Genomic DNA, 24279 nt, shown 5'->3' on the forward strand with positions numbered 1-24279 from the left:
AAGCTAGGGCGAGCTAATGGCTAGGTTGACGACAGCCTCGAAACGGGAAATTTGCGAGGAGAGAGAGCGTGAATTTCCTTATACCAAACATGATTTTGAGCGAGTTAAATCACGTATTTACGCTCATGCAGGTATATCCTTGGCTAGTCATAAGAAGGATCTAGTTTACAATCGGTTAGTCAGGCGTCTTCGTCAATTAAAGCTTGGTAGCTTTTCAGAGTATCTTGCATATGTGGACTCATCTGAAGAAGAGTTTGGTCATTTCGTGAATGCATTAACGACGAATCTTACCTCATTTTTCAGAGAGTCACATCATTTTGACTTTCTGACAAAGCAATACCTACCTTCACTGGAAAAGCGAGGGCAGCGAGAACTAAAAGTCTGGTCCTCTGCCTGTTCCATTGGTGAGGAGCCTTATAGCATAGCTATTAGTATCTTTGAGTCAGAGGTAGATATTCAATCATGGGATATCAAAATTTATGCAACTGATATCGATACAAATGTTTTACAGACAGCAAAGACGGGTGTTTACCCAATAGAGCGTTTGGATAATTTATCAAAAGCTAGAAAACGAAATAATTTTTTAAAGGGGGTCGGTCCGCAGGCGAATAAAGCTCGGATTAAACCTCATTTACAGAATCTAGTTGAATTTCAAGTATGTAACTTGATGAAGGAGTGGCCTGTAACAGAAGCTCTCGATATTATATTTTGCCGTAATGTGATGATTTATTTTGATAAAGAGACGCAGAATATACTATTGGAAAGAATGACTCAGCTGCTTAAACCCGGAGGGATCTTGTGCCTAGGTCACTCTGAAACGCCTGCAAGGTCGATGAATGAATATAAACTTTTAGGTCGAACCATGTATCAAAAAATACATGATTAACGTGGTAATGTTTTTTTTATGGTTGTAAATGCAGAGCTGGGTGTCAGCCCATTTAAAGAATTTAAACATATTAGACGCTTTTGGATGCCCAGACATCAGAAATATGGTGTAAAGATTGTCGCGGGTGATTATTACGTTAGCGATTGTGATGAAATGATCACGACTGTATTGGGCTCATGTGTCACGGTATGTATTCGCGATCCTGCAGTTGCAGTTGGTGGAATTAATCATTTTATTTTACCAGACAGTGACTGCGATATCTTGTCTGCGTCAAATCGCTATGGGGTATTTGCGATGGAACAATTGATCAATACTATTGTAAAATACGGCGGCAATAGAAACAATTTTGAAATTAAGCTTGTGGGCGGTGGCAATATGTTAGGGGGCACTAATCATATTGGTCAGCGTAACATTGATTTTATTAGAAGCTTTTTGAAATTAGAAGGTTTTAACGTGATTGCTGAGGATCTCGGTGGAGATAAGCCTCGCAAGATTATGTATAACGTGGTTAATGGTAAATTATTAGTAAATAAACTTAAGTGTCAACACCACGATAAATACCTCGCACTGGAACTTGAAACACAACGCAAAAATCGTCAGTTACAGTCACATGATGATATTGAATTATTTGATTAAAGGAATGTTATGCAACAACCGATTAGAGTGTTAATTGTTGATGATTCAAAGTTAGTGAGAGAGATTCTCAAAGAAATCTTAAACCAGTTTCCTGATATTGACGTTATTGGGGCAGCATGTGATGCCTACGAAGCCCGCGAATTAATTAAAGCGCTAAACCCTGATGTCATAACATTAGATGTAGAAATGCCAAAAATGGATGGTATTACGTTCCTTAAGAATGTCATGCGTTTAAGACCTATGCCCGTTGTCATGCTTTCAACGTTAACAACTAAAGGCGCTGATGTGACTTTTGAAGCGTTAGAAGTTGGTGCTGTTGATTTTATTGCAAAACCCAAGTCAGAAAAAATGATGGGAAATGTTGATAACTTCTCTCACATGCTTTACGAAAAAATTATTGGTGCTGCATCTGTTGATATTCGCGCCCTTAAAAAGCGCCATGTTGAATCTCAGTCTGTCGCTTATCGCGGTTTAGATGCAAATAATACGATTATCGCTTTAGGTGCATCAACTGGTGGAACAGAAGCACTACGAGAAGTGTTAAAACAACTACCGATTAATTCTCCTCCGGTAGTGGTGACTCAGCATATACCTGAAAGCTTTAGTTTACGTTTTGCCAAACGGTTAAATGAGCATTGCAAAATGGCGGTAAAAGAAGCTGCTGATGGTGATGTGCTTAAAGCGGGGAATGTCTATGTTGCCCCTGGAAATAGACACCTTTGTATAGATTTAGTGAGAGGCCAATACTTGTGCCGTCTTGATGATAGCCCTGCAATGAATCGTCATAAGCCTTCAGTGGATATGATGTTTAACTCATTAGCTGTCATTTCTGGCACAAAAATATACTCAGGCCTGCTGACTGGGATGGGTGCAGATGGTGCCAAAGGTATGTTGGCACTTAAGCAGAATGGTGCCTATACCTTGATCCAAGATAAAGCATCTAGCATGATTTGGGGAATGCCAGGCGCAGCATTTAAACTGAATGCTCATACAGACCAATCTTCCCTTGCTAATTTTGCAACGACGTTACTCAACAAGGTTAATGAAGGTGCAACAGTCAATATTGACTCGAGGAAACACAATGCTTCAATTCGAACATAAGAGTACGTGGCTTGGTTTAATTTGTTTAACCGGCTTAGGTTACAGTCTACTCGCGTCTGTATCGGTATTAGTGCAAATTGTATTGCTCTTATCTATAGCCGTGATATTTATTCTGCAGTCTTTAAAGTTACAGGCTACACAGACTCATAATTTGGCAGAGCAAAAATCTGAAGGACGCTTTTCCGCTAACGTCACCAAAGATAGCGAGCACTGTATCTCTGATATCTATACAGAATTAGAGCAAACATTTGCTTTTGAAAGAGATATCATCAGTAATGAAGTCACACGAGCAAACACTTTTGTGTCGAGTGCAGTTGTTGGTATGAGTCAATCTTTTCATGAGATGAAAGATATCAGCGACAAACAACATGCTTTGCTGAATGAATTAATTGCTTCGAACGATAACCGTATGGGGGAACTCTCGACTGGTGAAGATGAATCATTAACTATGCAAGAGTACATTTCAGAGTCTGGTCGTCTTCTAGAGGAGTTTGTCCAAGTTGTTGTCACAACATCCAAACAAAGTTTAAAAACGCTTAATCATATTGATGACATGGTTGTTCAAGTAGATAGTATTTTTAATCTATTAGAGAATGTTGAGGGTTTAGCTAGTCGCACGAATTTACTAGCGTTAAATGCGAGTATTGAGGCCGCCAGAGCTGGAGAGGTTGGCCGCGGCTTTGCCGTAGTGGCAGATGAAGTTCGTTCGTTATCAATTAGTTCTTCTGAATTAAATGAACAAATCCGCAATAAAATTGATGCCGCGAAAAGTACCATTGATGATCTTAGAGAGTCGGTTGAGCATATGGCGTCAACAGACATGTCTAATACATTAAAAACAAAAGCAAAGATCAGTGGTATGACGGGCAGTGTGTCTGACATTAATAAGAATATGCGAGAGACTATTTCATCACTGGAATTAATGAGTGATGAGATGGACAATGCGATGGCGCAAGCCGTTCGCTCTTTGCAATTTGAAGACATGACAACACAGTCATTGCAGTCTATCAGCATCAACATTGATCAATTTAATGCGATTAGTGCTGAGTTGGCTCAACTGAGTCATAGTAATGAACCGATTGAAGTTCAGTTGCAACATATCAAAGATGTTTGTGCCAAAGTACGTGAGAAAAGCTCTCAGGCGTCAAATAATAGGACCGTTTCTCAGGAAAGCTTAGATGAAGGTGATATTGAGCTTTTCTAATCGTCATCAACAAAGTTTATTTAAGGGGATTTGATGTCAATTGTCAGCCGTGTAGCAAGCAACAATAAAGATATTGTTATTACCATTTCTGAGCGATTTGATTTCTCGCAATATAAGATCTTTCGTGAAGCTTACTGTGACTGTAATGGTTCTGGAACCGATTTTTATGTCGACCTCAGCAAGGCCAATTATATGGACTCTTCTGCATTGGGTATGTTGTTGTTGCTAAAAGAGCATGCGGATAAGCTTGCAGGAAAAGTGATTATTGAGCGTCCTAATGATGCTATAAATAAAGTGCTAGAAATTGCACAATTTCATCACCTAATGACTATTGTTAGATAATAATGGTCTTTTCTCTTTGAAAACCGGCATTGAAAGTCAAGTCCTGATCATTGACTCAAACCCTGATCAGCTTGAGCGTCTGGCCAAGGCCGTTAATGACGAAGGCTTTAAAACGATTCTCTCCCACGACGGGATGCAGGGGATGGTTAAGTTTTATCAAGAACGCCCAGATTTAGTACTTATCGACTATCACGCCATTGGGATGAATGCGATAGACTCTTGTCGGCAAATTAAAGCCCTTGCAGCTGATGTATTTGTGCCTGTTGTTATCATCTCCGATTACCTCGATGAAAAACAAATTAGCGAGTGTGTAGCCGCTGGGGCAGATGATATTATTTTTAAGCCTTTTTCGTTGGCCATCTTTTGCTCTAAAATTTATGCCATGTTCCGTATCGCAGACTTATATCGTGAGTTGCATTCATTGACCTCGGAACGCCAAAATGATGAAGAACTAGCAGAACAACTATTTAGTGATGTGGTCGAAAAGGGAAATGTTGCGAAAGAACACATTAAAATCTTTAAACGTTCAGCTAAGACATTTAGTGGTGATGTTCAACTAACGGCATTGTGCCCTAGTGGTGATGTGAATGTATTGTTAGGTGATTTCACTGGGCATGGTTTAAGTTCCGCTATCGGAGCAATTCCGCTGGCTGATATTTTTCGTGCTATGACCGATAAAGGGCACGCCCCTTTGGAGATAATCAGGCAAATTAATCGTAAAATGCATCAGCTACTGCCAACACATATGTTTCTCGCGTTGTCGATGGTGACGTTGTCGGTAAGTGAAAAAGTGGCCTATGTTTGGAACGCTGGAATGGAAGATGTATTGGCATTTAATGGTGGTACTGGCACATTAAAGCACCGAGTTAAATCATTTCACCCCCCATTAGGTATCTCTAATCAATTATTACATGAGATGAAGCCGAAGATTATCCCACTTGAAGCTAATGATCGAATCTTGCTTTATAGTGATGGCATTGTTGAGGCCAGAAATAGAGCAGGGGATTTTTTTGGTGAAGCGAGATTGATTGATTCGACTAAACAAGGTTTTATCAATCGGGACGTAACAGGTCATATCATTGCTGCAGTTGAAGTTTTTTGCGAAGACTTACCCCAAGATGATGACATATCACTAGTCGATATCAATTGTGATTTAAGTCATTATCAGAGTTTGTCTCCCGTCAGATCACGTGAATTAGACTTCTCGGTGGTTGAAGATGATTTGAGTAAGCAAAGTGGCTCTTGGGGCTGGCAAATGTCATTATCAGGCGATAAGTTATCTGCAGTTGACCCTATTCCAATTATTATTAATCAACTCCAAGAAATAGAAGGGCAAGGAGAGCATTGGCATAGTTTATTTACTGTTTTAACTGAGCTATTTGTTAATGCACTTGACCATGGGGTGCTAGCGTTGAGTTCAGATCTAAAATCATCTCCAGAAGGCTTTGCTCATTACTTTAGTGAAAAGCAAAAGCGCCTTAAAGAAGTCGATAAGGGATTCATAAAGATCAAACTTGAGCATAGCCCAACCGAAAATGGTGGGTTGTTGACTATTGTGATCAAAGACTCAGGGGGCGGCTTCGACTTTGAATCCTGGTTGACGACTGCTGCTCAGCAGTCACCAATTAGTAGTGCGTTAAGTGGTCGAGGCATACAGTTAGTGCAAGAGTTGTGTGAGCATTTAACTTATCTTGATAATGGATCGACCGTCAAAGCTGTTTATTGCTGGAGCCGTGATCGTTAACGGCCAACCCATAGTCCAAGCGGTCTTGTTATTCCTCTTCGCTTACCGTACCCAATTGAGTTAATTGATTGTCAGTGAGTAACTTATCTACGTTCAAAAGCAAAACGAGTTTTTGTTCTATTTCAACAAGCCCTGATAGGTATTGAGCATCGATGATGCCGCCTATCGCTGGCTTAGGCCGAATATCTTGCTGATTAACGCTATGAGTATCTGAAACAGAGTCAACCACGACACCAATCACTAGTTCAGTATCTTGATGGTTTACGTTAATTAAAATGACAACAGTTGTTGGGCCATATTCTTTAGCCTCGATAGAGAAACGTTCTCTTAAGTCTATAATGGGAACAATATTACCCCGAAGGTTTATTACTCCTTTAATAAAACTGGGAATATCAGGAATTGTTGTGATCGGCGCCCATTCCCTTATCTCATTCACTTTCAGTATATCTACCCCGTATTCTTCATCATCGAGGTGGAAGGTAAGAAATTGTTGTGAGCCTTCCTGCATCCAATCATCACTTTTATTGGATGAACCTTGTGGGTTGGTGACCATAATAAACCTTGCTTTTAGTGTTTGTTCTATTCAAACAATAAATTAAAAAAATCTCAATAGTTTCCTGTTGTATTCTACCATTTAATCTGACTATTATAGGATTTATGAACTACACTATTTAATATTATCAAGCTTTGACAAGGAAGGATGCTCTGTTGCATGTGTCTAAGCTACTCAAGTCAATATGGATGTTTTTAATATGAGTTCAATAAAACACTTTTTAATTGTTGATGACAGTCGTTTAACCAGAATGATAATTGCTAAGATTGTCAGCGAACACTATCAACAATGGCAAATCTCACATGCTCACGATGCCCAATCTGCTGTTGAGATGGTGAAGTCTCAGAGTTTTGATTTTATTTCACTTGATCACAACATGCCCGACGTAACGGGATTAACCATTCTCCCCGATATACAGCACCATCAGCCTAATGCTCATATTGGTGTTTTTACCGCGAATATACAGCGAGTCATGCGACAGCGTGTAGCATCACACGGAGTGTCTTTTTATCCTAAACCAATTAATGAAGCCATGGTGCTTCGTTTTATTGGGGAGGCGAACTAATGAATCAAGCACTCCTGTCAGATGAACATAATGATACACTTTGTGAATTATTTAATATTGGTATGGGCCGTGCAGCTAACTCCCTAAGTGAGATGGTTCACGAAGAAGTGATTTTGTCAGTACCGCAATTAAATACAGTGAAGGCTAGCCCAACTTCATTGGCTCTTAGTTTAGGCCAAAGTCGATACTTGCATGCTATCGAGCAATGTTTTTCAGGGGATTTATCTGGGCAAGCCTACTTAGTGTTCGATGACTTTAGTGGTGTTGACTTAGTTCGTCAGCTACTTGGTGAAAGCGCTATGTGTCAGGATCTTGGAGAGTTAGAGCAAGAAACGCTTACTGAGGTAGCGAATATCATTCTTAATGCTTGTTTTTGCTGTATAGCCGAGGTTTTGGAGTGCGATATTGAAAGTGATGTGCCCTTATTACTCAAAGGTACACCCAATGAGTTGTTCCATTTACAATTCTCTAATGCAGGGTTAGCGCCTTACTTATTAACAGTCTCCATGACATTTCAGTTACCCAGTAAGTCGATTAAGGGGCAAGTCTCAATTTTAATGGCGACAGAGTCATTACAAAAACTTATAAAAGAGCTTGAACGTTTTTCACTGATTTATACATAGGCGATGTATATGCTTGATAAAGAACAAACACTGTCAGATATTGTACTTAATAATGCTCAATGTGGCTTATTGATCATTGATAGTGATTATCTAGTAGTTGATTCCAATTCTTGGTTCTTAAACGCTGCGGGACTGTCTCCAGATGGTTGCCTTGGTGAGAAAATCTTTACTTTGTTTGCCTTTGAACAACCTAAAACACTTAAGCGAGTTATTGATCAAGCGTGTCAATATGGGATGGCTTCGGTTTTATCTAGCTCATTACACCCACGTTTATTTCCACTTAAAAACAGGCATCATCAGCCAATAGAACAATTGTGCTTTGTAACCTCGATTAAGTATTCAGGCCGCCGCTTTTGCCTCATTCAAGTTCAAGATGTAACCGACCCAACGGCACGTGAAAAAAAGCTCAGACACATTACCACTCAACTGGATAAATGCTCTCTAGCCTTAAAGTATAGTCCTAGCTCAGTCGCGATTTTTAACTCAGATGGTCTAATCGAGTTTATCAACCCAAAATTTAGTGAGATGACAGGGTTATCAGAATCTAAAATATTGAATATGAATTATTTTAGTTTGACCTGTATTAGTAGTTATCAGCTTGAGACAGAAGTTTGGGCATTACTAAGAGATGGACAGGAATGGGTTGGAGAGTGTTTAAAAAGAAATATAAATGGCCAAGAATATTGGACGCAAGATCATATTTATCCCATTCAAAGCCATGATGGCACTATTAGTCATTACGTGGCAGTACAAAATGATATCACTCAGCTTCGCAACATTACTCATGAGATTTCTTTTAAATCGACCCATGATAGTTTAACCGGTCTCATTAACCGACAAGAATTTGAAAGGGTTGTTACTGCAACAGTAGCGCAGGCGGAGCTAGCAACCTCAAATTATTTAGTGTGTTTTTTAAATATTGATAAGTTTAAGTTAATCAATGACACCTGCGGCCATGCTGGAGGTGATGAACTTTTATACCAGTTTGCGACAATTTGCCAAAGCCATTTTGATAAGAGCCATGTCATTGCTCGCCTTGGCGGAGATGAATTTGCTACTCTAATAACCTCTGATGACTCTGAGTCTGCGATTAGGCGAATGGAAGCTCTCATCGATACTATCGCTTCATTTAGATTTCGTTGGGGGGAGAGTGTTTTTAGTTTGGGAGTTAGCATCGGTTTGACGATTATCGATGAGACCATTAAAAATACAGACGATGTCATTAAACAAGCGGAGAGTGCTTGTGATATTGCCAAAGATTTTGGTGGCAATAGGTTACATATTTATCAAGCTGATGATAAAGATTTAATTCAACGACAAGGTGATACTTATTGGGCTGCAAAAGTCAATCAAGCACTGGAAGCCGACTCATTCGTATTATTCGCCCAGCCAATTATACCGCTGCAACAACAAGATAAAATAAGCTTTGAAGTGTTGGTTAGACTCAAAGATCAAAGTGGTCAGGTCATAGCACCTGGTTTGTTTTTGCCAGCGGCGGAGCGGTTTAATCTCTCCCATAAAATTGATAAATGGGTTATTGATCACACGTTAGATTGGTTAGCTAATCACGAGCACGAGCTATCCGAAATTGATCATTTGGCTATTAACTTATCGGGCTTAAGCTTAAATAATCACGTATTATTAGCACACATTATACAAGCGATAGAAGCTAGGAAGATTGAACCGTCAAAGATATCTTTTGAGATAACTGAAACTGCAGCGATTGCTAACCTAGAACAAGCGCAACAGTTTATTGATGTCCTGCGTTGTTATGGTTGTAAATTCTCATTAGATGATTTCGGCAGTGGGTTGTCTTCATTTGCTTATTTAAAAAACCTCAAAGTCGACATATTAAAAATTGACGGAATGTTTGTTAAAGACATTTTAAATGATGTGATAGATGAAGCTATGGTCCGTTCCATTAATGATATTGGCCACGTTTGTGGCATGAAAACTATCGCTGAGTTTGTTGAGAATGCGCAAGTTAAGCAACGTTTAACAGAGATTGGAGTGGATTTTGGTCAGGGTTATGGCCTCGGTAAACCAATGCCTATCGACGACATATTACTGTCTAAACTCGATGTGGCATAGTGCGATACTATGTTGATGTCTGTTTCAGTTATCGTTCGTTGTTAATAGCGAACACTTTTGCCATAGACAACGCTTAATGTTGCATTGATGAGTGGTAGTGGATAATCTATCGCATCATGAGTTTCATCGAGAGATCGTTGTGTTTAAATTTTTTTCTCCTGCTCCAATTATTGAGCCTGATGTCAGTGATTGGATTTTCAGACAGTATGAGCAGCTATTTCATGCCTTAGGAAAAGAAGCATTTATTAATTCTACCGAGTTAATTTTACCTACTAATGATTACTTCCCTGCAAAGGCAACATCGGCGAATGAATTGGCGTATGAAAGCTTTAAAGCGGTACAGCAACATTTAGGGTTGGCTGCTTGGCCTTTAGATTTAGTTATTGTGCCAAAGCCGACAGGGTTAACGTTACCTCAATTAGAGTTTAACCAAGCGTTGTATGGCAAAGAATGTGTGGTAAAAACTAATTATAGTGAAAATAATCGTATTGCTATTCCTTTAACACCGCAAAGTTTTGGTAGTGCTCAAACTGCGGTTGCAAATATCGTCATGAGCCTCTGTGCTTCAGTGTATTATTATGCTCCTATTGAGCTAGAGCAAACCACTGAGTCTGCGCAGATTGAGTTATTAGCGACTTTCATGGGCTTTGGTTTGATGTTAGCTAATACGACTTATCAATTTCGTGGGGGTTGTGGAAGTTGTTATAACCCTCAAGCAAATAGGCACAATAGCTTGAGTGAGAATGAGATGGTTTTTTCACTCGCATTATTTTGTCAGTTAAAAGGGATACCAGAGCGCAAAGTGCTGTCTTTTCTTAAAGCTTACCTTAAAAGCCCTTATAAGAAGAGTGTAAAACTGATTAAACAATCGGAGCAGTTTCATTCCTTGGTGCAACAACTGAACTGAGAAAAGCGGCACGAACAATGAATTGATAGCGCCACTATTATCAAGCGCTGCTAACGGCGGCGCTTCTTTTTTGGTTTCTTCTTTTTCGTCTGTTCAGAGAGTGCCGCTTCTGCCATTTTTTGTTCAACAATTTCTTGCTCAACGACAGCCATCTCAGGGGTTTCTAGACAGATATCACCGATCATCCCTTGACGGAATTCATGGAGTAATATCTCACAGGTTTTGTGCATGTCTACGCGGCCGCCGGCGCGTTTAAAACCTCGTACAGCACCAATTTCTTCCACTAGCTCCCACTCTGTTTGAGGTAATTGTTCGAGTTTATAGCGTGCTTTTATCAACTCAGGGTAAGCTTGCATTAAATATTCAGCAGCGTATGAGGCAATATCTTCATATTCAAACGCTGTATCTTTAATGGCTCCAGTGATGGCTAAGCGATAACCACTGTGTTCATTGTGAACCTTAGGCCATAAGATCCCGGGGGTGTCACATAACACAATGCCATTTTTAAGGTTGATACGTTGCTGGCGTTTGGTTACGGCTGGTTCATTTCCTGTTTTGGCGATAATGCGCCCAGCAAGTATATTGATAATGGTTGATTTACCCACATTAGGTATTCCCATGATCAATGCGCGAATATCTTTACCTTGTTCGTCACGATGCGGAACAAGCTTACGACATAAATCAAGAATCTTATTCACTTGTGTAGGCTCACTAGCGGTGATAGCTAGCGAAGAAACGCCACGTTGTTGATCTAAATGCTCTTGCCATTGAGCGACGACAATGTCATCGGCTAAATCGCATTTATTCAGCACTTTAATTAAAGGCTTATCGCCCCGTAGCTCTTGAGCAAATGGATTTTCACTGGAATAGGGGATTCGAGCGTCAACCACTTCAATGATTATATCTATTTGTCCCATTACCTCAGACATTTCTTTGCGGGCTTTATGCATATGCCCCGGGAACCATTGAATTGAGTTTCTACTCATTTGTTTTCTAACCTTTTAATTTAAAACTATCGATTTTATTTGCCCTTAGGCGAGTAATTCAATCGATTGTAAGCATGCGGACAATTTAATGGTGGCTAGTGTACTACATTCTGCTGTATTTGACTTGCTTGATGTGGTTTTTATCACAGACTTCCTCCGAATATCGGTCTAAGATCTATACTTTAAAGGTCAGTGTGCCTGAAACAATGGATAGGTTAATGATTAAAGCATTCCGTGGTGAATTACTTCACTTTTTGGCAGACCCAGCAAAGGGATCTTTGGAACAGAGTTATCAATATTTTACTGATGGTTTATTAGTAATTAAGGATGGGTTGGTTGCGAGCGTTGGTGAGGCTTCAACACTTGCTGCCACATTAGAGCCTGATGTGGAGATAAAACATTACCCTCAAGGTTTAATTATTCCCGGTTTTATTGATACCCATGTCCACTATCCGCAAACTGAAATGATTGCATCTTATGGGGAACAACTATTAGAGTGGCTAGATAATTATACTTTTCCCGCTGAACGTGAGTTTTGTAATTTTGAACATGGCCAGCGTGTTGCACAGTTTTTTATTGAGCAGTTACTTGAGGCTGGCACGACAACTGCCTTAGTCTTTGGCACTGTTCATAAAGAATCAGTGGATGCATTTTTTTCAGTGGCGCAGCAACATAAACTTAGAATGATTTGTGGCAAAGTGTTAATGGATCAGAACTGTCCTGATTATCTACAAGATAGTGCTGAATCTGGCTATAACGACAGTAAAGCACTTATCGAAAAGTGGCATCAAGTTGACCGCTTACAATATGCGATAACCCCAAGATTTGCGCCAACCTGTTCTACTGAACAGTTACAAAAAGCTGGGCAACTGCTCGCTGAATACCCTAGTGTTTATTTACACACCCACCTGTCTGAAAATAAGGATGAAATCGCGTGGGTTAAGCAGTTATTTCCAAATACCGATGGGTATTTGGATGTGTATGACCAAAGTCAGTTATTAGGTAAACGCAGTGTTTTTGCTCACGGTGTTCATTTACACGATAGCGAGTGTCAGCGGTTAGGGGAAACACATTCATCCATTGCATTCTGTCCAAGCTCTAATTTATTTCTAGGGAGTGGCTTATTCAATTTAAAACAAGCACAACAATTTGATATTACTGTAGGTGTCGGTTCTGATATTGGGGCGGGTACAACATTTTCTATGTTAAGTACATTAAATGAAGGTTATAAAACACAGCAGCTTCGGGGTGATAAACTAAGCCCTTTTCAGTCATTCTACCTTGCCACTTTAGGGGGGGCTAAAGCGCTTGACTTAGAAGGAACGATCGGAAACTTTACCACTGGCGCAGAGGCAGATTTTATCGTTCTTGATTACCATGCGACTCCTTTGATGTCTCGCCGTATGGAGCACTGTAAGACACTAACGGAAAAATTGTTTATCCTCAGTATGCTAGGTGATGAACGTCATGTTTTGGCTACCTACATTATGGGGGAATGTGTCTTTAATACCCAAGATAAAACTTAAATACCAGCGTAGTCTATAATTAGATAGTTATTACAATAAGTTGGCTTATAGTTATCGATTAAGGGTGTTCTAAGATGAGATTATTGACGTATATGCAAAGCGTTTCTTTTGGCTTGTTGTTCTTTACAACAATCACGCTGGGCGCCAATTGGAGTAATACTGAACTGCAAATTCAAACTGGTGGAGAGTTGAGCGTTCCCGGTGGTGGTGAGTCAACCGCTCACATTTTGACTTTTCAACACGCCAGTGCTTGGGACTATGGTGATAATTTCTTTTTTGTAGATCATACACGTTGGTCTGGTGGGCCTGGTGATGAAACGAGCGAATTTTATGGTGAGTGGTATTCACACTTTAGTTTAGGCGCAATCAGTGGCAAGAAATTGGGATTGGGACCTGTTAAAGATATTGGTATTGTGGCTGGAATAAACTTAGCCCCCGAGGTGGATAGCTCTTGGTGGTTACCTGGGGTTCGGCTATCACTTGATTTGGACGGTTTTACGTTTGCCCAAGTGGACATCACCGCGTATTTGCATCAAGGCGGTGGTAATACAGATGCAGAACAATTTACCATTGTTGATGAAGAGTCGAGCTATATGATTGATTTTTCATGGGCTTATCCATTTAAACTAGGGGATTTAAATTGGAGCATTGAAGGGCATCTTGAGTATATCAATGGACGTGAGCAAGTTAACAATTTCCAAAAGATAGATTTGTCATCTTGGCTACTCTTTCAGCCTCAGTTGAGGTTAGATGTTGGCGACTTACTTATTGGAAAGCATGAACAGTTATTTTTTGGCGTAGAGTACCAATATTGGAAACATAAATTAGGCACAAAAAATCAAGATGATAATGCGCTCCAGCTATTGTTGGTCTGGCGTTTCTAAACTGGGTGTCAAAACGATTAACCTCTTAACACCCATGATGAATTTAGTGACCAGCACTTAACGCTGATGGGCGACGTGGGTCAGAAGCGCCATAAACACCTGTCGATGTTTTCATGATTGTTTGAGTACTGCCCATTGATGATTTAAGTTTGATTTGATGGCCTTTTTTACGTAATAAATCTACAGTATCTTTACTAATACCTTGTTCAATTCGTAAAACATCTGGTAGCCATTGGTGGTGGATGCGTGGTGCAGCAGAGGCTTCAGCTATATTCATATTGTGATCGATAACATTAAGAATTAACTGTAGTGTCGTGGTGATTATACGTGAACCACCTGGACTGCCCGTGACGATGTACGGCTTATTATCTTTTAACACAATAGTGGGTGTCATAGAGCTCAAAGGGCGTTTATAAGGAGCCACTGCATTCGCTTCCCCCCCGATTAGGCCAAAACCATTAGGTGTACCGGGTTTTGCTGAAAAGTCATCCATTTCGTTATTGAGTAAAATGCCGGTCCCTTTAGCAACAAGCCCTGAACCATAGCTAAAGTTCAATGTATAAGTATTAGAAACGGCATTGCCAAACTTATCGACGACGCTAAAGTGTGTGGTTTCGTTACTCTCAAAAGGTAACTTTTTAGTCGGAGATATCTCGCTGCTAGGCGTCGCTTTTTCAGGGTTAATTTGTTTCGCAAGTTGTTGGCCATAAGCGTCACTGGTTAAGCTTTTTGTCGGTACGTCAACAAAGTCAGGGTCACCTAAATAGTGGCTACGATCAGCATAAGCACGGCGCATCGCTTCGGTCATCACATGAATAGTGGCAGCTGAATTATGGCCCAGTGTACTTAGTGGGAAATGGGATAGTGTATTGAGCATTTGGATGATATGGATGCCACCAGAGGAAGGCGCAGGCATAGAAACAATTTTATGCCCTCTATACTCGCCTATGACAGGCGCTCGCTCAATGGCTCGATAAGCAGAAAAATCATCTAAGGTGATAATTCCTCCAGCTTGCTGAACCGCTTCAATAATACGCTTAGCTGTTTCTCCTTGATAAAACCCTTGACTCCCTTGCGTCGAAATCTTAACTAGGCTTGCTGCCAAATCTTGTTGTATCAGCCGATCACCAGGCTCGAAAAATGATCCGTTGTCTTTGTTAAAAATTTCAACACTGCTTGGCCATTGTTGAAAACGGCGGTTCATTACTCGTAACGAATTGGCGAGATCGCTTGTCACTATGATGCCATCCTGAGCGAGTTTAATTGCCGGCTCCATTACTTGTTTACGACTCATTGTGCCGTACTTGGATAGTGCTAATTCAAAACCCATGACTGTGCCCGGAATTCCCACGGCTAGTCCATGAGAACGTGAAAGCTTCTTAACAGGGTTTCCTTGTTCATCGAGGTACATATCACGATGAGCTTGTTTGGGTGCCATTTCCCGATAGTCTATTGCGATTGTCCGCTGTTCTTTAGCTAGGTAAACCAGCATGAAACCACCTCCGCCAATGTTGCCAGCTCGAGGCAGAGTGACTGCTAATGCATATCCTACCGCCACTGCAGCATCAACAGCATTACCGCCTTGTTTTAAAATATCGACACCAATTTGGGTTGCTAGTGCTTCTTGGCTAGCGACCATACCATGTTGAGCCCAAACCGGGTGATGTCTGGCGTGGTGACTAAAAATAGCTTTATCTTGATCAAATTTTCGAGTGTTTGGATCTGCCATTAGCGGCATTGAAGAAAAACAACTAATAACCGCGACACAAAGCACGGCTTTCTTTAATAATGGCTTTAACAAGGGAGCTCCAAGGCTTAACGAGAGTGAAAGACTAATTCACTGACATTAGCATAGGGCTCGTATTACTGACTAGTCTATGTGGTTAAAAAGGGGTGGGAAAGCTTGTTTATTAAGCAAGATAAGGCTGTGAAATCAGCATGTTCGACATGCTCAATCGCCATATTAAGTATTGGTTTAGTGAGTACAAAGTTTGGATTACTTTTCATCATTAATTGGTGACGCTGACAAGTGCTGATTTCTCCTTGTTCTATTCGCATCTGATAGCGCCTTAACCAGTGTATTAGTTGATCGGTATTAGCTAATGTATGTTGGTGGATATCTGTCGCTTGAATTCTGTTGTTTTTGTTAAGTAACTGTAATGAATCTACTTGACTAAGCCATTGAAAAAACAAGTTATAGTCAAGTTTGTTATCATACAAACACTGAAGTAATTCACTAAGTAACTGACGATCAGCTGGTATAAAATCATTCAGACCAAGTTTAGCTAACATCAACATTGAATAATGCTGATAATAGCTTTGATAGAACTGCTTGAGACTATGTTGCTGCTGCGTTGGAGAAAGAAACAAAGTTAGACACTGTGCCAATACGTGTAAATTAAATAGACATTGGCGTGGTTGGTTTTCAAACGCATAGCGGCCCTGTTGATCAATCGCGTTAGGAGTCATGCTAGGGTCAAACGTTGACATGAACTCTCCCGTTGCACTATCAAGGGTCAATCCGGCAATCGACATGTTATCGCTATTGAGTGTACCATGACAAAATGCAGCGCTTTGCCACTTTGCGGCAAGATAAGCAGTCTTCTCTACGACGTTATTTAATAACATTTGAGCTTGTTCTTTGACTGCGAGAGTGTCTAGCGTTTTGTTTAAACCTAAATCAGTTGCGCTAGCGGCTAAACAATCAGTAATAAGCACCCCAAGATCATGCTGCTTGTCTTCGGTTGAACTACTGGCGTATAAAAACTCAAAGTGACCTATTCTAGTAAAGGTCTGCGCTGTTCTTAGCAATAAACTGCTGTGCTGTAATTGCTGTTGCTGGAGACGTTCGGATGAAAAAGCAAGAGCCAAACTTTCAATCGTCGGAATGCCTAAGCCTGCTAATGCAATATTAGTTAGATATTCTTTGACTGCAGAACGCAGCGCTAAGCGCCCGTCATTACCATAAGAAAAAGGAGTTTGCCCGCTACCTTTAAGCTGAAAAGCGCATAAGCCAACGGAATTAACGTCAAGGTTAAGCACACGCCCATCTCCCAAAGCTGGGTTAAAGGTTCCAAATTGGTGTCCACTATAAGCGGTGACTAGACCAGTAATAGTGCGCATATCGAAACCTTTCGAGCAGACTTGATTAAATAACGTTAATACATCGTCAAGCTGGTGAGTTGATTTGACCTGATGGATGATTTGTAAATCGGCTAAAGGGGCGAGCTGATGTTGTTGTATAAAAGCTTGATTTGTATAACGTGATAAATTCATTTGTGGCCTTGAAATCGAGTCAGTCTGTTAGCAACCGATAGTAATAGATATCTAAATATTGATTGTTTTTAACACAACATCAGACAAAAGACTCGCCTAACTCAAGATATTTATACTTGAATTATGATTTGGTTTCGCTCTATACTTCTGCCCATTAGCTCATGGAAATGGGCTAACTATAAATAATAACGATAATTTGACACAATGATTGTGTCCAAGTTAACACTATATCTTGTCGGAGTGCCACTGGCTGAGACCGCATTGCGGGATCCGTAGAACCTGATCAGGCTAATACCTGCGAAGGGAAACAAGAGGAATATTATCGCCATTCTTTGGTGTTTAAAATCATTGCTATAGTACCATTACGTCATTTTCGTGTGGGTTGTGGCTTGATCTATGATATCCACTCTCTTGCCACTTCTCCTGACAAGCATTACTCCCAAATTTAAATAGGTGATGTTTGCATGGCTAGAATTAACAGACAAAAAGCGCAGCAGTTTATTGATGAAATCTGCGGCCAACCCTTTCCAAATTCCGAAAAAGTGTATGTCGAAGGCTCAAGTCCTGACATCAAAGTTGCAATGCGCAAAATAACCTTATCGGACACACTTGTTAGTGGTACAAAAGATAATCCTGTTTATGAGCCAAATGAACCTTTGTATGTTTACGATACATCGGGACCCTACTCAGAAACTAATGCTGATATTGATTTACGCCGCGGTCTTAACGGTATGCGTAATGAGTGGATTATTGCTCGTGATGATACTGAAGTTCTTGATGGCGTCAGTTCTGACTTTACCCAACAACGTTTGGCCGATGAAGGCTTAGATCATTTACGTTTTGAAAGTCTACCGAAACCAAGACGCGCTAAACCGGGCAAGTGTGTCACTCAAAAACACTATGCAATGGCAGGTATCATTACTCCTGAAATGGAATATATTGCCATTCGCGAAAACTTAAAACGCAGTGAAACAAAAGATGCGGTTTTAAATCAACAGCACCCAGGTGAGAGTTTTGGTGCAAGCTTACCTGAACAAATTACACCAGAGTTTGTCCGTGAAGAAGTTGCTCGTGGCCGTGCGATTATTCCAAATAACATTAACCATCCTGAATCCGAACCAATGATTATCGGGCGTAATTTTTTGGTTAAAGTTAACGCTAACATTGGTAACTCATCGGTGACTTCATCGATTGAAGAGGAAGTTGAGAAACTAGTGTGGTCGACTCGTTGGGGAGCAGACACGGTCATGGACTTATCGACGGGTCGATATATTCATGAAACACGTGAGTGGATTGTCCGCAATTCACCAGTACCCATTGGTACCGTACCAATCTATCAAGCGTTAGAGAAAGTCAATGGTGTTGCTGAAAACCTTACATGGGAAGTGTTTCGCGATACGCTCATAGAACAAGCCGAGCAGGGGGTTGATTACTTTACAATCCACGCTGGTGTCTTATTACGTTATGTGCCAATGACAGCAAAACGGGTTACAGGTATTGTTAGCCGTGGTGGTTCTATTATGGCTAAGTGGTGTTTATCGCATCACCAAGAAAGCTTTCTATATACTCATTTTCGTGAAATCTGTGAAATTTGTGCAGCATACGATGTTAGCCTATCGCTTGGTGACGGTATGCGTCCTGGCTCAATTGCTGATGCTAATGATGAAGCACAATTCGCTGAACTAGAGACCTTAGGTGAGTTAACCAAAGTTGCTTGGGAATATGATGTGCAAGTCATCATCGAAGGCCCTGGGCATGTACCGATGCACATGATCAAAGAGAACATGGAAAAGCAACTGGAAGTGTGTGATGAAGCGCCTTTCTATACCTTAGGCCCACTAACGACAGATATTGCACCAGGTTATGATCACTTCACCTCAGGTATCGGTGCCGGCATGATTGGTTGGTACGGTTGTGCCATGCTTTGTTACGTGACCCCCAAAGAGCATCTAGGCTTACCAAACAAAGAAGATGTTAAAGAAGGTTTAATTACTTATAAAATTTCAGCCCACGCTGCAGATTTAGCTAAAGGTCATCCAGGCGCACAAATTCGTGATAACGCAATGTCCAAAGCGCGGTTTGAATTTAGATGGCACGATCAATTTAACATTGGTTTAGACCCTGATCGCGCACGTGAATTCCATGATGAAACTTTGCCACAAGAGTCGGGTAAAGTCGCACATTTTTGTTCAATGTGTGGTCCAAAATTTTGTTCAATGAAAATCTCACAAGAAGTACGTGATTATGCCGCTGAACAAGAGAGCATTACTATTCAATTGCTCGATGAGACGGTCACTATTGATGCTGAGATGGCGAAAAAATCGCAAGAGTTTAAGGCCCAAGGTAGTGAGATTTACAAACTTGCGGAAGAGGTTCAGTAATGAATCAAGCTGTGTCCACAACTGAAGTAGTTTGGGCGATTGGCGGGGTCGATTCTCTTGCGTTAGCTGGGATTGCGGCCGATATGCGCGCAGTGGCGGTTAGTGGTGCGCATTGCGCCACTATCGTTAGCTGCGTGACAGCGCAAAACTCGCAGCGACTAATTGCCTGTGAAGCGACTCCTATAAGTTTAATGGAGCAACAATGGCTCGCCTTAAGCCAGCAAACGACCCCTGCGGTAGTTAAGGTGGGTTTATTGGCTAACCAAGCTCAAGTGGTTTGGCTGGCCAACAAGCTTGAAGGTTTACGTCAACAGGTTGCTTCAATTCGCGTCATTTATGATCCTGTGGTTAAAGCATCAGCTGACCGTAGCGATCAAGATGTTGAAATACTTCATGGAATTGTTAATCATTTATTACCTCAAGTAGACTTACTAACGCCTAATGCTGATGAAGCCTGTGCTCTGCTGGCCATTCAGAATGAAAAATTGACTGATGGAGCCATTGACGATCCTAAAGTGCTCGTGCGACAACTCAGTGATCATTTTAAAGTCAATGTGTTATTAAAAGGTGGTCACCTTACCCCTGTTAAAGAGCAAGGAGTTGTTCTTGCACTAGATTATTACTCTGGATTAGAACCAACACAGCATCAAAGGTTTAGAAGTGAACCTACAGCTGAATTTGCATTAGGGCTGCCGTGGTGCCATAACATTAATAGCCGAGGAACTGGCTGCACATTAGCCAGTTTAATCGCAGGCCTTGTCGCTAAGCAGTATACCTTTTGTGATGCTATTGTTATCGCCAAGGCTGTGTTGGGGCAGGCACTAACACAGAGCCAATCATTAGGCAGCGATCGAGGCGGTTTGTTGTCTTTAACATTGCCTACAAGCTTTGAACAGCTCCCGTTATTATTGACTGACACTAATTTAGTTAGTTTGGAAAACGAGTTTGCTTCATGTCCGGATAAATTGGGCTTGTACCCTGTTGTTGCAGATTGTCAGTGGTTAGAACGTTTGTTAAAGCTCGGGGTTAAAACAATCCAGATCCGCGCAAAAGACTTTGCTGACGCAGATATCGAGCCGCAAATCGTTAAAGCTGTTGCTCTAGGTCAGCAATATAATGCGCGTGTGTTTATCAATGACTACTGGCGTTTAGCGATTAAGCACGGTGCTTATGGTGTTCACCTTGGGCAAGAGGATATGGTTGAAGCTAATCTTATTGCAATTAAGCAAGCAGGACTAAGACTGGGCTTAAGTACTCATGGTGTATATGAAGCGTTGGTGGCTAATCAACTTGCGCCAAGCTATATCGCGTTAGGCCATATTTATGCCACCCAAACCAAAGATATGCCATCTCGGCCACAAGGGCTCGAAAAGTTAGCGCTGCAAGTCGAGCTGTTGAAAACACAACGTGCACTTGTTGCTATCGGGGGTATATCCGCTGATCGTGTTGACGATATCTTAAGTTCTGGTATTGGGAGTGTCGCTCTAGTGACCGCGATAACCTTAGCAGAAGATGTTGCAGGAACGACTGAACAGTTGCTCGAGTTGGTGGGGGCGGGTGAATCGCTTGTAGAAGCTTCAGTGTGTGAGGACGAGCATGGATAAACACGTTAAGCTAAGCGATCAGGCCTTTATTCAATACTCACGGCAAATTATGCTCAAAGGCTGGGGGGAACAAGGCCAATTAACTCTGCTTAATAAACACGTCGCTATTGTTGGTTGTGGTGGGCTGGGGAATGTTACGGCAACCTATTTAGCCGGAGCAGGTATTGGCACATTAACTTTAATCGATGATGATGAAGTTGAATTGTCGAATTTACCGCGTCAATTTATGTTTGATCATGATTCGATAGAAAACGCCAAAGCTTTTGAGGTAGCTAATCGCCTGCAAGAGCAACATCCAAGCTTGCAGCTTAATCAACATGCCCAGCGATTGACAAGAGACAATACCACATCATTACTTGGCAATGTCGATCTAATACTCGATTGCAGCGATAACATGCCAACGCGATATTTGATTAATAGTTTCTGTGTAGAGCAGTCTGTGCCATTGATTAGTGCTTCGGTAGCTAATTGGCATGGACAGCTGTTGTTAGTTTCTCCGGATAGCCCGGAGTACGGTTGTTATCAATGCTTATTTCCACAAGCACCAAAAGAAGCTAATTCCTGCAAAACCTTAGGAGTTAGTGGCCCTATGGTGGGTGTCCTTGGCAGCTTTCAAGCGAATGCTGCGTTGCGATTTTTGCTTAACTTACCCAGTGATTTAAATCGACAAATACACCTAGTCGACGGTGAAACTTTCTCTATGCAGCCCTTGAACCGCCAGCGTAATGAACAGTGCCCCGTTTGTCGGCAACCTAACTAGAAGAATTAAATTATGCTTAAAGATAAACCGCAACATGCCGTGTTAATTAATAATAACCAATGGTTAGAAATCGAGCCGCAAGGTTTGATGCTTTCGGCTGTGATTAATCAGCTTTCTTTGGTTGAGTCCAGTATTGCTGTCGCAGTAAACAATAATATTATAAACAAAGCGCTTTGGCATGAGTATGTATTAGCCGATGGCGATCAAATTAACGTCTTTTCTGCGATTGCAGGCGGATAAAATGAAAACAAATATTGAACAAGATAAACTAGTTATTGCAGGGCATCAGTTCCAGTCACGGTTGTTTACTGGTACCGGAAAATTTGCCACTTCAGACCTCATGAGTCAGTCGCTGGTTGCGTCTCAATCAGAGTTAGTGACTATGGCATTAAAGCGCGTCGATTTAATCAATCAATCCGATGATATCTTAACGCCATTGCTAGAAAATAACATGAAGTTGCTCCCTAATACCTCGGGTGCTAAAGATGCAAAGGATGCTGTATTTGCTGCGCATTTAACTCGTGAAGCTTTAGGCACTAATTGGGTTAAGCTTGAAATTCATCCTGATCCTAAATATCTCATGCCTGATCCTATTGAAACACTAAAAGCGGCCGAAGCGCTCGTTAAAGATGGTTTTGTCGTATTACCTTATATGCATGCCGACCCTGTTTTAGCACGCCAACTCGAAGAGGTGGGGTGTGCCGCTGTGATGCCATTAGGTGCACCCATTGGCAGTAATAAGGGTTTAGTGAGCCAAGACTTTCTCGAAATCATTATAGAGCAGGCCAATGTGCCCGTTGTCATTGATGCTGGAATTGGTGCGCCGTCTCATGCGGCTTTAGCGATGGAGTTAGGCGCAGATGCGGTACTTGTTAATACGGCGATGGCAGTGTCACCAGACCCTATTGCTATGGCAAAAGCCTTTGCCTTGTCTGTGGAGTCTGGCCGCTTAGCTTATCAAGCTGGCTTAGGAGCCGTGAACCAACAAGCGATTGCTACGAGTCCATTAACATCCTTTTTAGACTAGTGAACTTGCTGATAGGGGAAGTGTAAATAATGAGTGGTTTTGAACAGGTACTTGCTCGCTATGAGTGGGATCAACAGCAGCAACGGATTGAAGCTTGTACCGAGACACAGGTTGTGAGGGCTATTAACCGAGCTGCGCAAGCTAAAAAGCTTTCGCTCGATGACTTTCAAGCGTTAATCTCACCTGCGGCGGAGCCCTACTTGGAACACATGGCCAAAGTGAGTCAGCAATTAACTCAACAGCGTTTTGGAAAAACGATGTTGCTATATGTTCCTTTATATCTCTCTAATATGTGCTCAAATATCTGTACCTATTGTGGTTTTAGTATGGAGCATAAGATTAGGCGTACTACTCTCACCATGGAGCAATTAGCCGAAGAAGCTCAAGCGATAAAAGAACTTGGCTTTGATCATATCTTATTAGTGACCGGTGAGTCTGAGCGAAAAGTGGGTATGGCGTATTTTGAGCAAGCGATTAAGCTGCTCAAGCAATATTTTAATCATATATCAATGGAAGTTCAGCCTCTAGACACCGATGAGTACCGTCGATTAAGTGAGTTGGGGGTTGAGTCTATTTTAGTGTATCAAGAGACCTACCATCGCGAAAAGTACGCAAAATATCACCTGAAAGGGAAGAAGTCAGATTTCGATTATCGTTTAGCGACACCAGAACGAGTGGGTGAAGCGGGCATCAACAAAGTCGGAATAGGCTGTTTGTTAGGGCTCGAAGATTGGCGTACTGATGCTTTTCATGTTGCGATGCAGTTAACCTACCTGGAGAAAAAGTATTGGAAAATGCGTTTTTCGCTTTCGTTTCCTAGGTTGCGTCCTTGTGAAGGTACTGCGGAGATTAACTCACCAATGACTGATCGGCAGTTGGTGCAGTTGATTTGCGCCTACCGCCTGTTTAACCCTCAAGTCGAACTGTCACTATCAACACGTGAATCCGCATTATTTAGAGATAATATGCTTGCTCTTGGAGTAACCACTATGAGTGCTGGGTCAAAAACACAGCCAGGTGGTTATGCATCCGATGATAGTAATCTTGAGCAGTTTAGTATTGATGATAACCGTTCGGTTGCACAGGTTGCTCAAGCAATCACCGACAAAGGTTATCAGGTCGTATGGAAAGATTGGCAGCAGGGGCTAAATACCTAAGGTGGAATAGCCTCGTTGTTTGTTAG

General features: G+C 41.4%; 22 protein-coding genes and 1 riboswitch. Of the genes, 18 read left to right on the plus strand and 4 right to left on the minus strand.

Annotated features, from left to right (window positions below; all coding sequences use genetic code 11):
* Nucleotides 1-16 precede the first annotated feature (16 nt).
* The 6 genes from Q8W26_RS03195 to Q8W26_RS03220 are packed head-to-tail and all read left to right on the plus strand — an operon-like array spanning nt 17 to nt 5913.
* Entirely contained in the window at nt 17-886 is an 870-nt protein-coding gene (locus tag Q8W26_RS03195) for a protein-glutamate O-methyltransferase CheR (protein ID WP_101214056.1), read from the plus strand.
* Nucleotides 887-904: 18 nt separating this feature from the next.
* Nucleotides 905-1522, plus strand: a complete 618-nt coding sequence (locus tag Q8W26_RS03200; protein WP_101214057.1) for a chemotaxis protein CheD — start codon at nt 905-907, stop codon at nt 1520-1522.
* A gap of 9 nt (nt 1523-1531) precedes the next feature.
* Nucleotides 1532-2623: a chemotaxis response regulator protein-glutamate methylesterase gene (locus Q8W26_RS03205; protein ID WP_101214058.1), complete on the plus strand. Its 1092-nt coding sequence runs from the start codon at nt 1532-1534 to the stop codon at nt 2621-2623.
* Nucleotides 2604-3827: a methyl-accepting chemotaxis protein gene (locus tag Q8W26_RS03210; protein WP_305472252.1), complete on the plus strand. Its 1224-nt coding sequence runs from the start codon at nt 2604-2606 to the stop codon at nt 3825-3827. Before Q8W26_RS03205 ends, Q8W26_RS03210 begins: the two co-directional genes overlap by 20 nt.
* Before the next feature lie 33 nt (nt 3828-3860).
* A complete protein-coding gene (locus Q8W26_RS03215; protein WP_101214060.1) occupies nt 3861-4169 on the plus strand; it encodes an STAS domain-containing protein in 309 nt (102 codons plus the stop codon).
* Between the two features lie 16 nt (nt 4170-4185).
* The gene (locus Q8W26_RS03220; RefSeq protein WP_305472255.1) at nt 4186-5913 is read left to right on the plus strand and encodes a fused response regulator/phosphatase; all 1728 of its coding nucleotides are present in this window, start codon (nt 4186-4188) and stop codon (nt 5911-5913) included.
* Between the two features lie 28 nt (nt 5914-5941).
* Here the strand turns inward: Q8W26_RS03220 and Q8W26_RS03225 are convergent, their stop codons facing one another.
* Nucleotides 5942-6466, minus strand: a complete 525-nt coding sequence (locus Q8W26_RS03225) for a chemotaxis protein CheW (RefSeq protein WP_305472256.1) — start codon at nt 6464-6466, stop codon at nt 5942-5944.
* 199 nt (nt 6467-6665) lie between these two features.
* Here Q8W26_RS03225 and Q8W26_RS03230 point away from each other — a divergent pair, with 199 nt between their 5' ends.
* The 4 genes from Q8W26_RS03230 to Q8W26_RS03245 all read left to right on the plus strand — a co-directional run bounded on the left by Q8W26_RS03230 (nt 6666) and on the right by Q8W26_RS03245 (nt 10652).
* Nucleotides 6666-7031: a response regulator gene (locus Q8W26_RS03230; protein ID WP_305472257.1), complete on the plus strand. Its 366-nt coding sequence runs from the start codon at nt 6666-6668 to the stop codon at nt 7029-7031.
* Nucleotides 7031-7654 (plus strand): chemotaxis protein CheC, encoded by a 624-nt coding sequence (locus tag Q8W26_RS03235; protein WP_101214063.1) that lies wholly within the window; start codon nt 7031-7033, stop codon nt 7652-7654. Before Q8W26_RS03230 ends, Q8W26_RS03235 begins: the two co-directional genes overlap by 1 nt.
* Before the next feature lie 9 nt (nt 7655-7663).
* Nucleotides 7664-9745, plus strand: coding sequence for an EAL domain-containing protein (locus Q8W26_RS03240; RefSeq protein WP_305472260.1), 2082 nt, complete (start codon nt 7664-7666; stop codon nt 9743-9745).
* A 97-nt stretch (nt 9746-9842) separates the two neighbouring features.
* The gene (locus Q8W26_RS03245) at nt 9843-10652 is read left to right on the plus strand and encodes a hypothetical protein (protein ID WP_101214065.1); all 810 of its coding nucleotides are present in this window, start codon (nt 9843-9845) and stop codon (nt 10650-10652) included.
* Between the two features lie 50 nt (nt 10653-10702).
* On the opposite strand, the gene ylqF is transcribed toward Q8W26_RS03245, so the two are convergent.
* Nucleotides 10703-11638 carry a ribosome biogenesis GTPase YlqF gene (gene ylqF / locus Q8W26_RS03250; protein ID WP_101214066.1) on the minus strand — a complete coding sequence of 312 codons (936 nt, stop codon included), beginning with the start codon at nt 11636-11638 and terminating at the stop codon, nt 10703-10705.
* A 218-nt stretch (nt 11639-11856) separates the two neighbouring features.
* Between ylqF and guaD the strand changes: the two genes are divergently transcribed.
* Nucleotides 11857-13164, plus strand: coding sequence for a guanine deaminase (gene guaD / locus Q8W26_RS03255; protein WP_305472263.1), 1308 nt, complete (start codon nt 11857-11859; stop codon nt 13162-13164).
* Nucleotides 13165-13238: 74 nt separating this feature from the next.
* Entirely contained in the window at nt 13239-14048 is an 810-nt protein-coding gene (locus Q8W26_RS03260; RefSeq protein ID WP_153071485.1) for a hypothetical protein, read from the plus strand.
* Between the two features lie 43 nt (nt 14049-14091).
* On the opposite strand, the gene ggt is transcribed toward Q8W26_RS03260, so the two are convergent.
* Both ggt and Q8W26_RS03270 read right to left on the minus strand, forming a co-directional pair.
* Complete coding sequence (gene ggt, locus Q8W26_RS03265) at nt 14092-15786, minus strand: gamma-glutamyltransferase (RefSeq protein WP_101214223.1); 1695 nt, start codon at nt 15784-15786, stop codon at nt 14092-14094.
* A gap of 137 nt (nt 15787-15923) precedes the next feature.
* Nucleotides 15924-17324 carry a protein adenylyltransferase SelO family protein gene (locus tag Q8W26_RS03270; RefSeq protein WP_101214069.1) on the minus strand — a complete coding sequence of 467 codons (1401 nt, stop codon included), beginning with the start codon at nt 17322-17324 and terminating at the stop codon, nt 15924-15926.
* A 226-nt stretch (nt 17325-17550) separates the two neighbouring features.
* Nucleotides 17551-17648, plus strand: a riboswitch (TPP riboswitch).
* 140 nt (nt 17649-17788) lie between these two features.
* Between Q8W26_RS03270 and thiC the strand changes: the two genes are divergently transcribed.
* The 6 genes from thiC to thiH are packed head-to-tail and all read left to right on the plus strand — an operon-like array spanning nt 17789 to nt 24253.
* Nucleotides 17789-19705 carry a phosphomethylpyrimidine synthase ThiC gene (thiC, locus tag Q8W26_RS03275; RefSeq protein ID WP_101214070.1) on the plus strand — a complete coding sequence of 639 codons (1917 nt, stop codon included), beginning with the start codon at nt 17789-17791 and terminating at the stop codon, nt 19703-19705.
* Complete coding sequence (gene thiE, locus Q8W26_RS03280) at nt 19705-21309, plus strand: thiamine phosphate synthase (RefSeq protein ID WP_101214071.1); 1605 nt, start codon at nt 19705-19707, stop codon at nt 21307-21309. Before thiC ends, thiE begins: the two co-directional genes overlap by 1 nt.
* On the plus strand, nt 21302-22069 hold the full coding sequence (locus tag Q8W26_RS03285; protein WP_101214072.1) for a HesA/MoeB/ThiF family protein: 768 nt from the start codon (nt 21302-21304) through the stop codon (nt 22067-22069). Before thiE ends, Q8W26_RS03285 begins: the two co-directional genes overlap by 8 nt.
* A 12-nt stretch (nt 22070-22081) precedes the next feature.
* Nucleotides 22082-22309 carry a sulfur carrier protein ThiS gene (gene thiS / locus Q8W26_RS03290; RefSeq protein ID WP_101214073.1) on the plus strand — a complete coding sequence of 76 codons (228 nt, stop codon included), beginning with the start codon at nt 22082-22084 and terminating at the stop codon, nt 22307-22309.
* A gap of 1 nt (nt 22310) precedes the next feature.
* Nucleotides 22311-23096: a thiazole synthase gene (locus Q8W26_RS03295; RefSeq protein ID WP_101214074.1), complete on the plus strand. Its 786-nt coding sequence runs from the start codon at nt 22311-22313 to the stop codon at nt 23094-23096.
* Nucleotides 23097-23125: 29 nt separating this feature from the next.
* Entirely contained in the window at nt 23126-24253 is a 1128-nt protein-coding gene (gene thiH / locus Q8W26_RS03300; RefSeq protein ID WP_101214075.1) for a 2-iminoacetate synthase ThiH, read from the plus strand.
* The last annotated feature ends 26 nt before the right edge of the window (nt 24254-24279 follow it).

The sequence above is a fragment of the Psychrobium sp. 1_MG-2023 genome (assembly GCF_030689115.1).
Classification (GTDB): Bacteria; Pseudomonadota; Gammaproteobacteria; order Enterobacterales; family Psychrobiaceae; genus Psychrobium.

What these genes read in the sequence shown, in the direction of transcription:
- Q8W26_RS03195 (WP_101214056.1), top strand. Translation starts at nt 17, where the DNA reads ATGGCTAGGTTGACGACAGCCTCGAAACGGGAAATTTGCGAGGAGAGA.
- Q8W26_RS03200 (WP_101214057.1), top strand. Translation starts at nt 905, where the DNA reads ATGGTTGTAAATGCAGAGCTGGGTGTCAGCCCATTTAAAGAATTTAAA.
- Q8W26_RS03205 (WP_101214058.1), top strand. Translation starts at nt 1,532, where the DNA reads ATGCAACAACCGATTAGAGTGTTAATTGTTGATGATTCAAAGTTAGTG.
- Q8W26_RS03210 (WP_305472252.1), top strand. Translation starts at nt 2,604, where the DNA reads ATGCTTCAATTCGAACATAAGAGTACGTGGCTTGGTTTAATTTGTTTA.
- Q8W26_RS03215 (WP_101214060.1), top strand. Translation starts at nt 3,861, where the DNA reads ATGTCAATTGTCAGCCGTGTAGCAAGCAACAATAAAGATATTGTTATT.
- Q8W26_RS03225 (WP_305472256.1), bottom strand. Translation starts at nt 6,466, where the DNA reads ATGGTCACCAACCCACAAGGTTCATCCAATAAAAGTGATGATTGGATG.
- Q8W26_RS03230 (WP_305472257.1), top strand. Translation starts at nt 6,666, where the DNA reads ATGAGTTCAATAAAACACTTTTTAATTGTTGATGACAGTCGTTTAACC.
- Q8W26_RS03235 (WP_101214063.1), top strand. Translation starts at nt 7,031, where the DNA reads ATGAATCAAGCACTCCTGTCAGATGAACATAATGATACACTTTGTGAA.
- Q8W26_RS03240 (WP_305472260.1), top strand. Translation starts at nt 7,664, where the DNA reads ATGCTTGATAAAGAACAAACACTGTCAGATATTGTACTTAATAATGCT.
- ylqF (WP_101214066.1), bottom strand. Translation starts at nt 11,638, where the DNA reads ATGAGTAGAAACTCAATTCAATGGTTCCCGGGGCATATGCATAAAGCC.
- guaD (WP_305472263.1), top strand. Translation starts at nt 11,857, where the DNA reads ATGATTAAAGCATTCCGTGGTGAATTACTTCACTTTTTGGCAGACCCA.
- Q8W26_RS03260 (WP_153071485.1), top strand. Translation starts at nt 13,239, where the DNA reads ATGAGATTATTGACGTATATGCAAAGCGTTTCTTTTGGCTTGTTGTTC.
- ggt (WP_101214223.1), bottom strand. Translation starts at nt 15,786, where the DNA reads ATGCCGCTAATGGCAGATCCAAACACTCGAAAATTTGATCAAGATAAA.
- Q8W26_RS03270 (WP_101214069.1), bottom strand. Translation starts at nt 17,324, where the DNA reads ATGAATTTATCACGTTATACAAATCAAGCTTTTATACAACAACATCAG.
- thiC (WP_101214070.1), top strand. Translation starts at nt 17,789, where the DNA reads ATGGCTAGAATTAACAGACAAAAAGCGCAGCAGTTTATTGATGAAATC.
- thiE (WP_101214071.1), top strand. Translation starts at nt 19,705, where the DNA reads ATGAATCAAGCTGTGTCCACAACTGAAGTAGTTTGGGCGATTGGCGGG.
- Q8W26_RS03285 (WP_101214072.1), top strand. Translation starts at nt 21,302, where the DNA reads ATGGATAAACACGTTAAGCTAAGCGATCAGGCCTTTATTCAATACTCA.
- thiS (WP_101214073.1), top strand. Translation starts at nt 22,082, where the DNA reads ATGCTTAAAGATAAACCGCAACATGCCGTGTTAATTAATAATAACCAA.
- Q8W26_RS03295 (WP_101214074.1), top strand. Translation starts at nt 22,311, where the DNA reads ATGAAAACAAATATTGAACAAGATAAACTAGTTATTGCAGGGCATCAG.
- thiH (WP_101214075.1), top strand. Translation starts at nt 23,126, where the DNA reads ATGAGTGGTTTTGAACAGGTACTTGCTCGCTATGAGTGGGATCAACAG.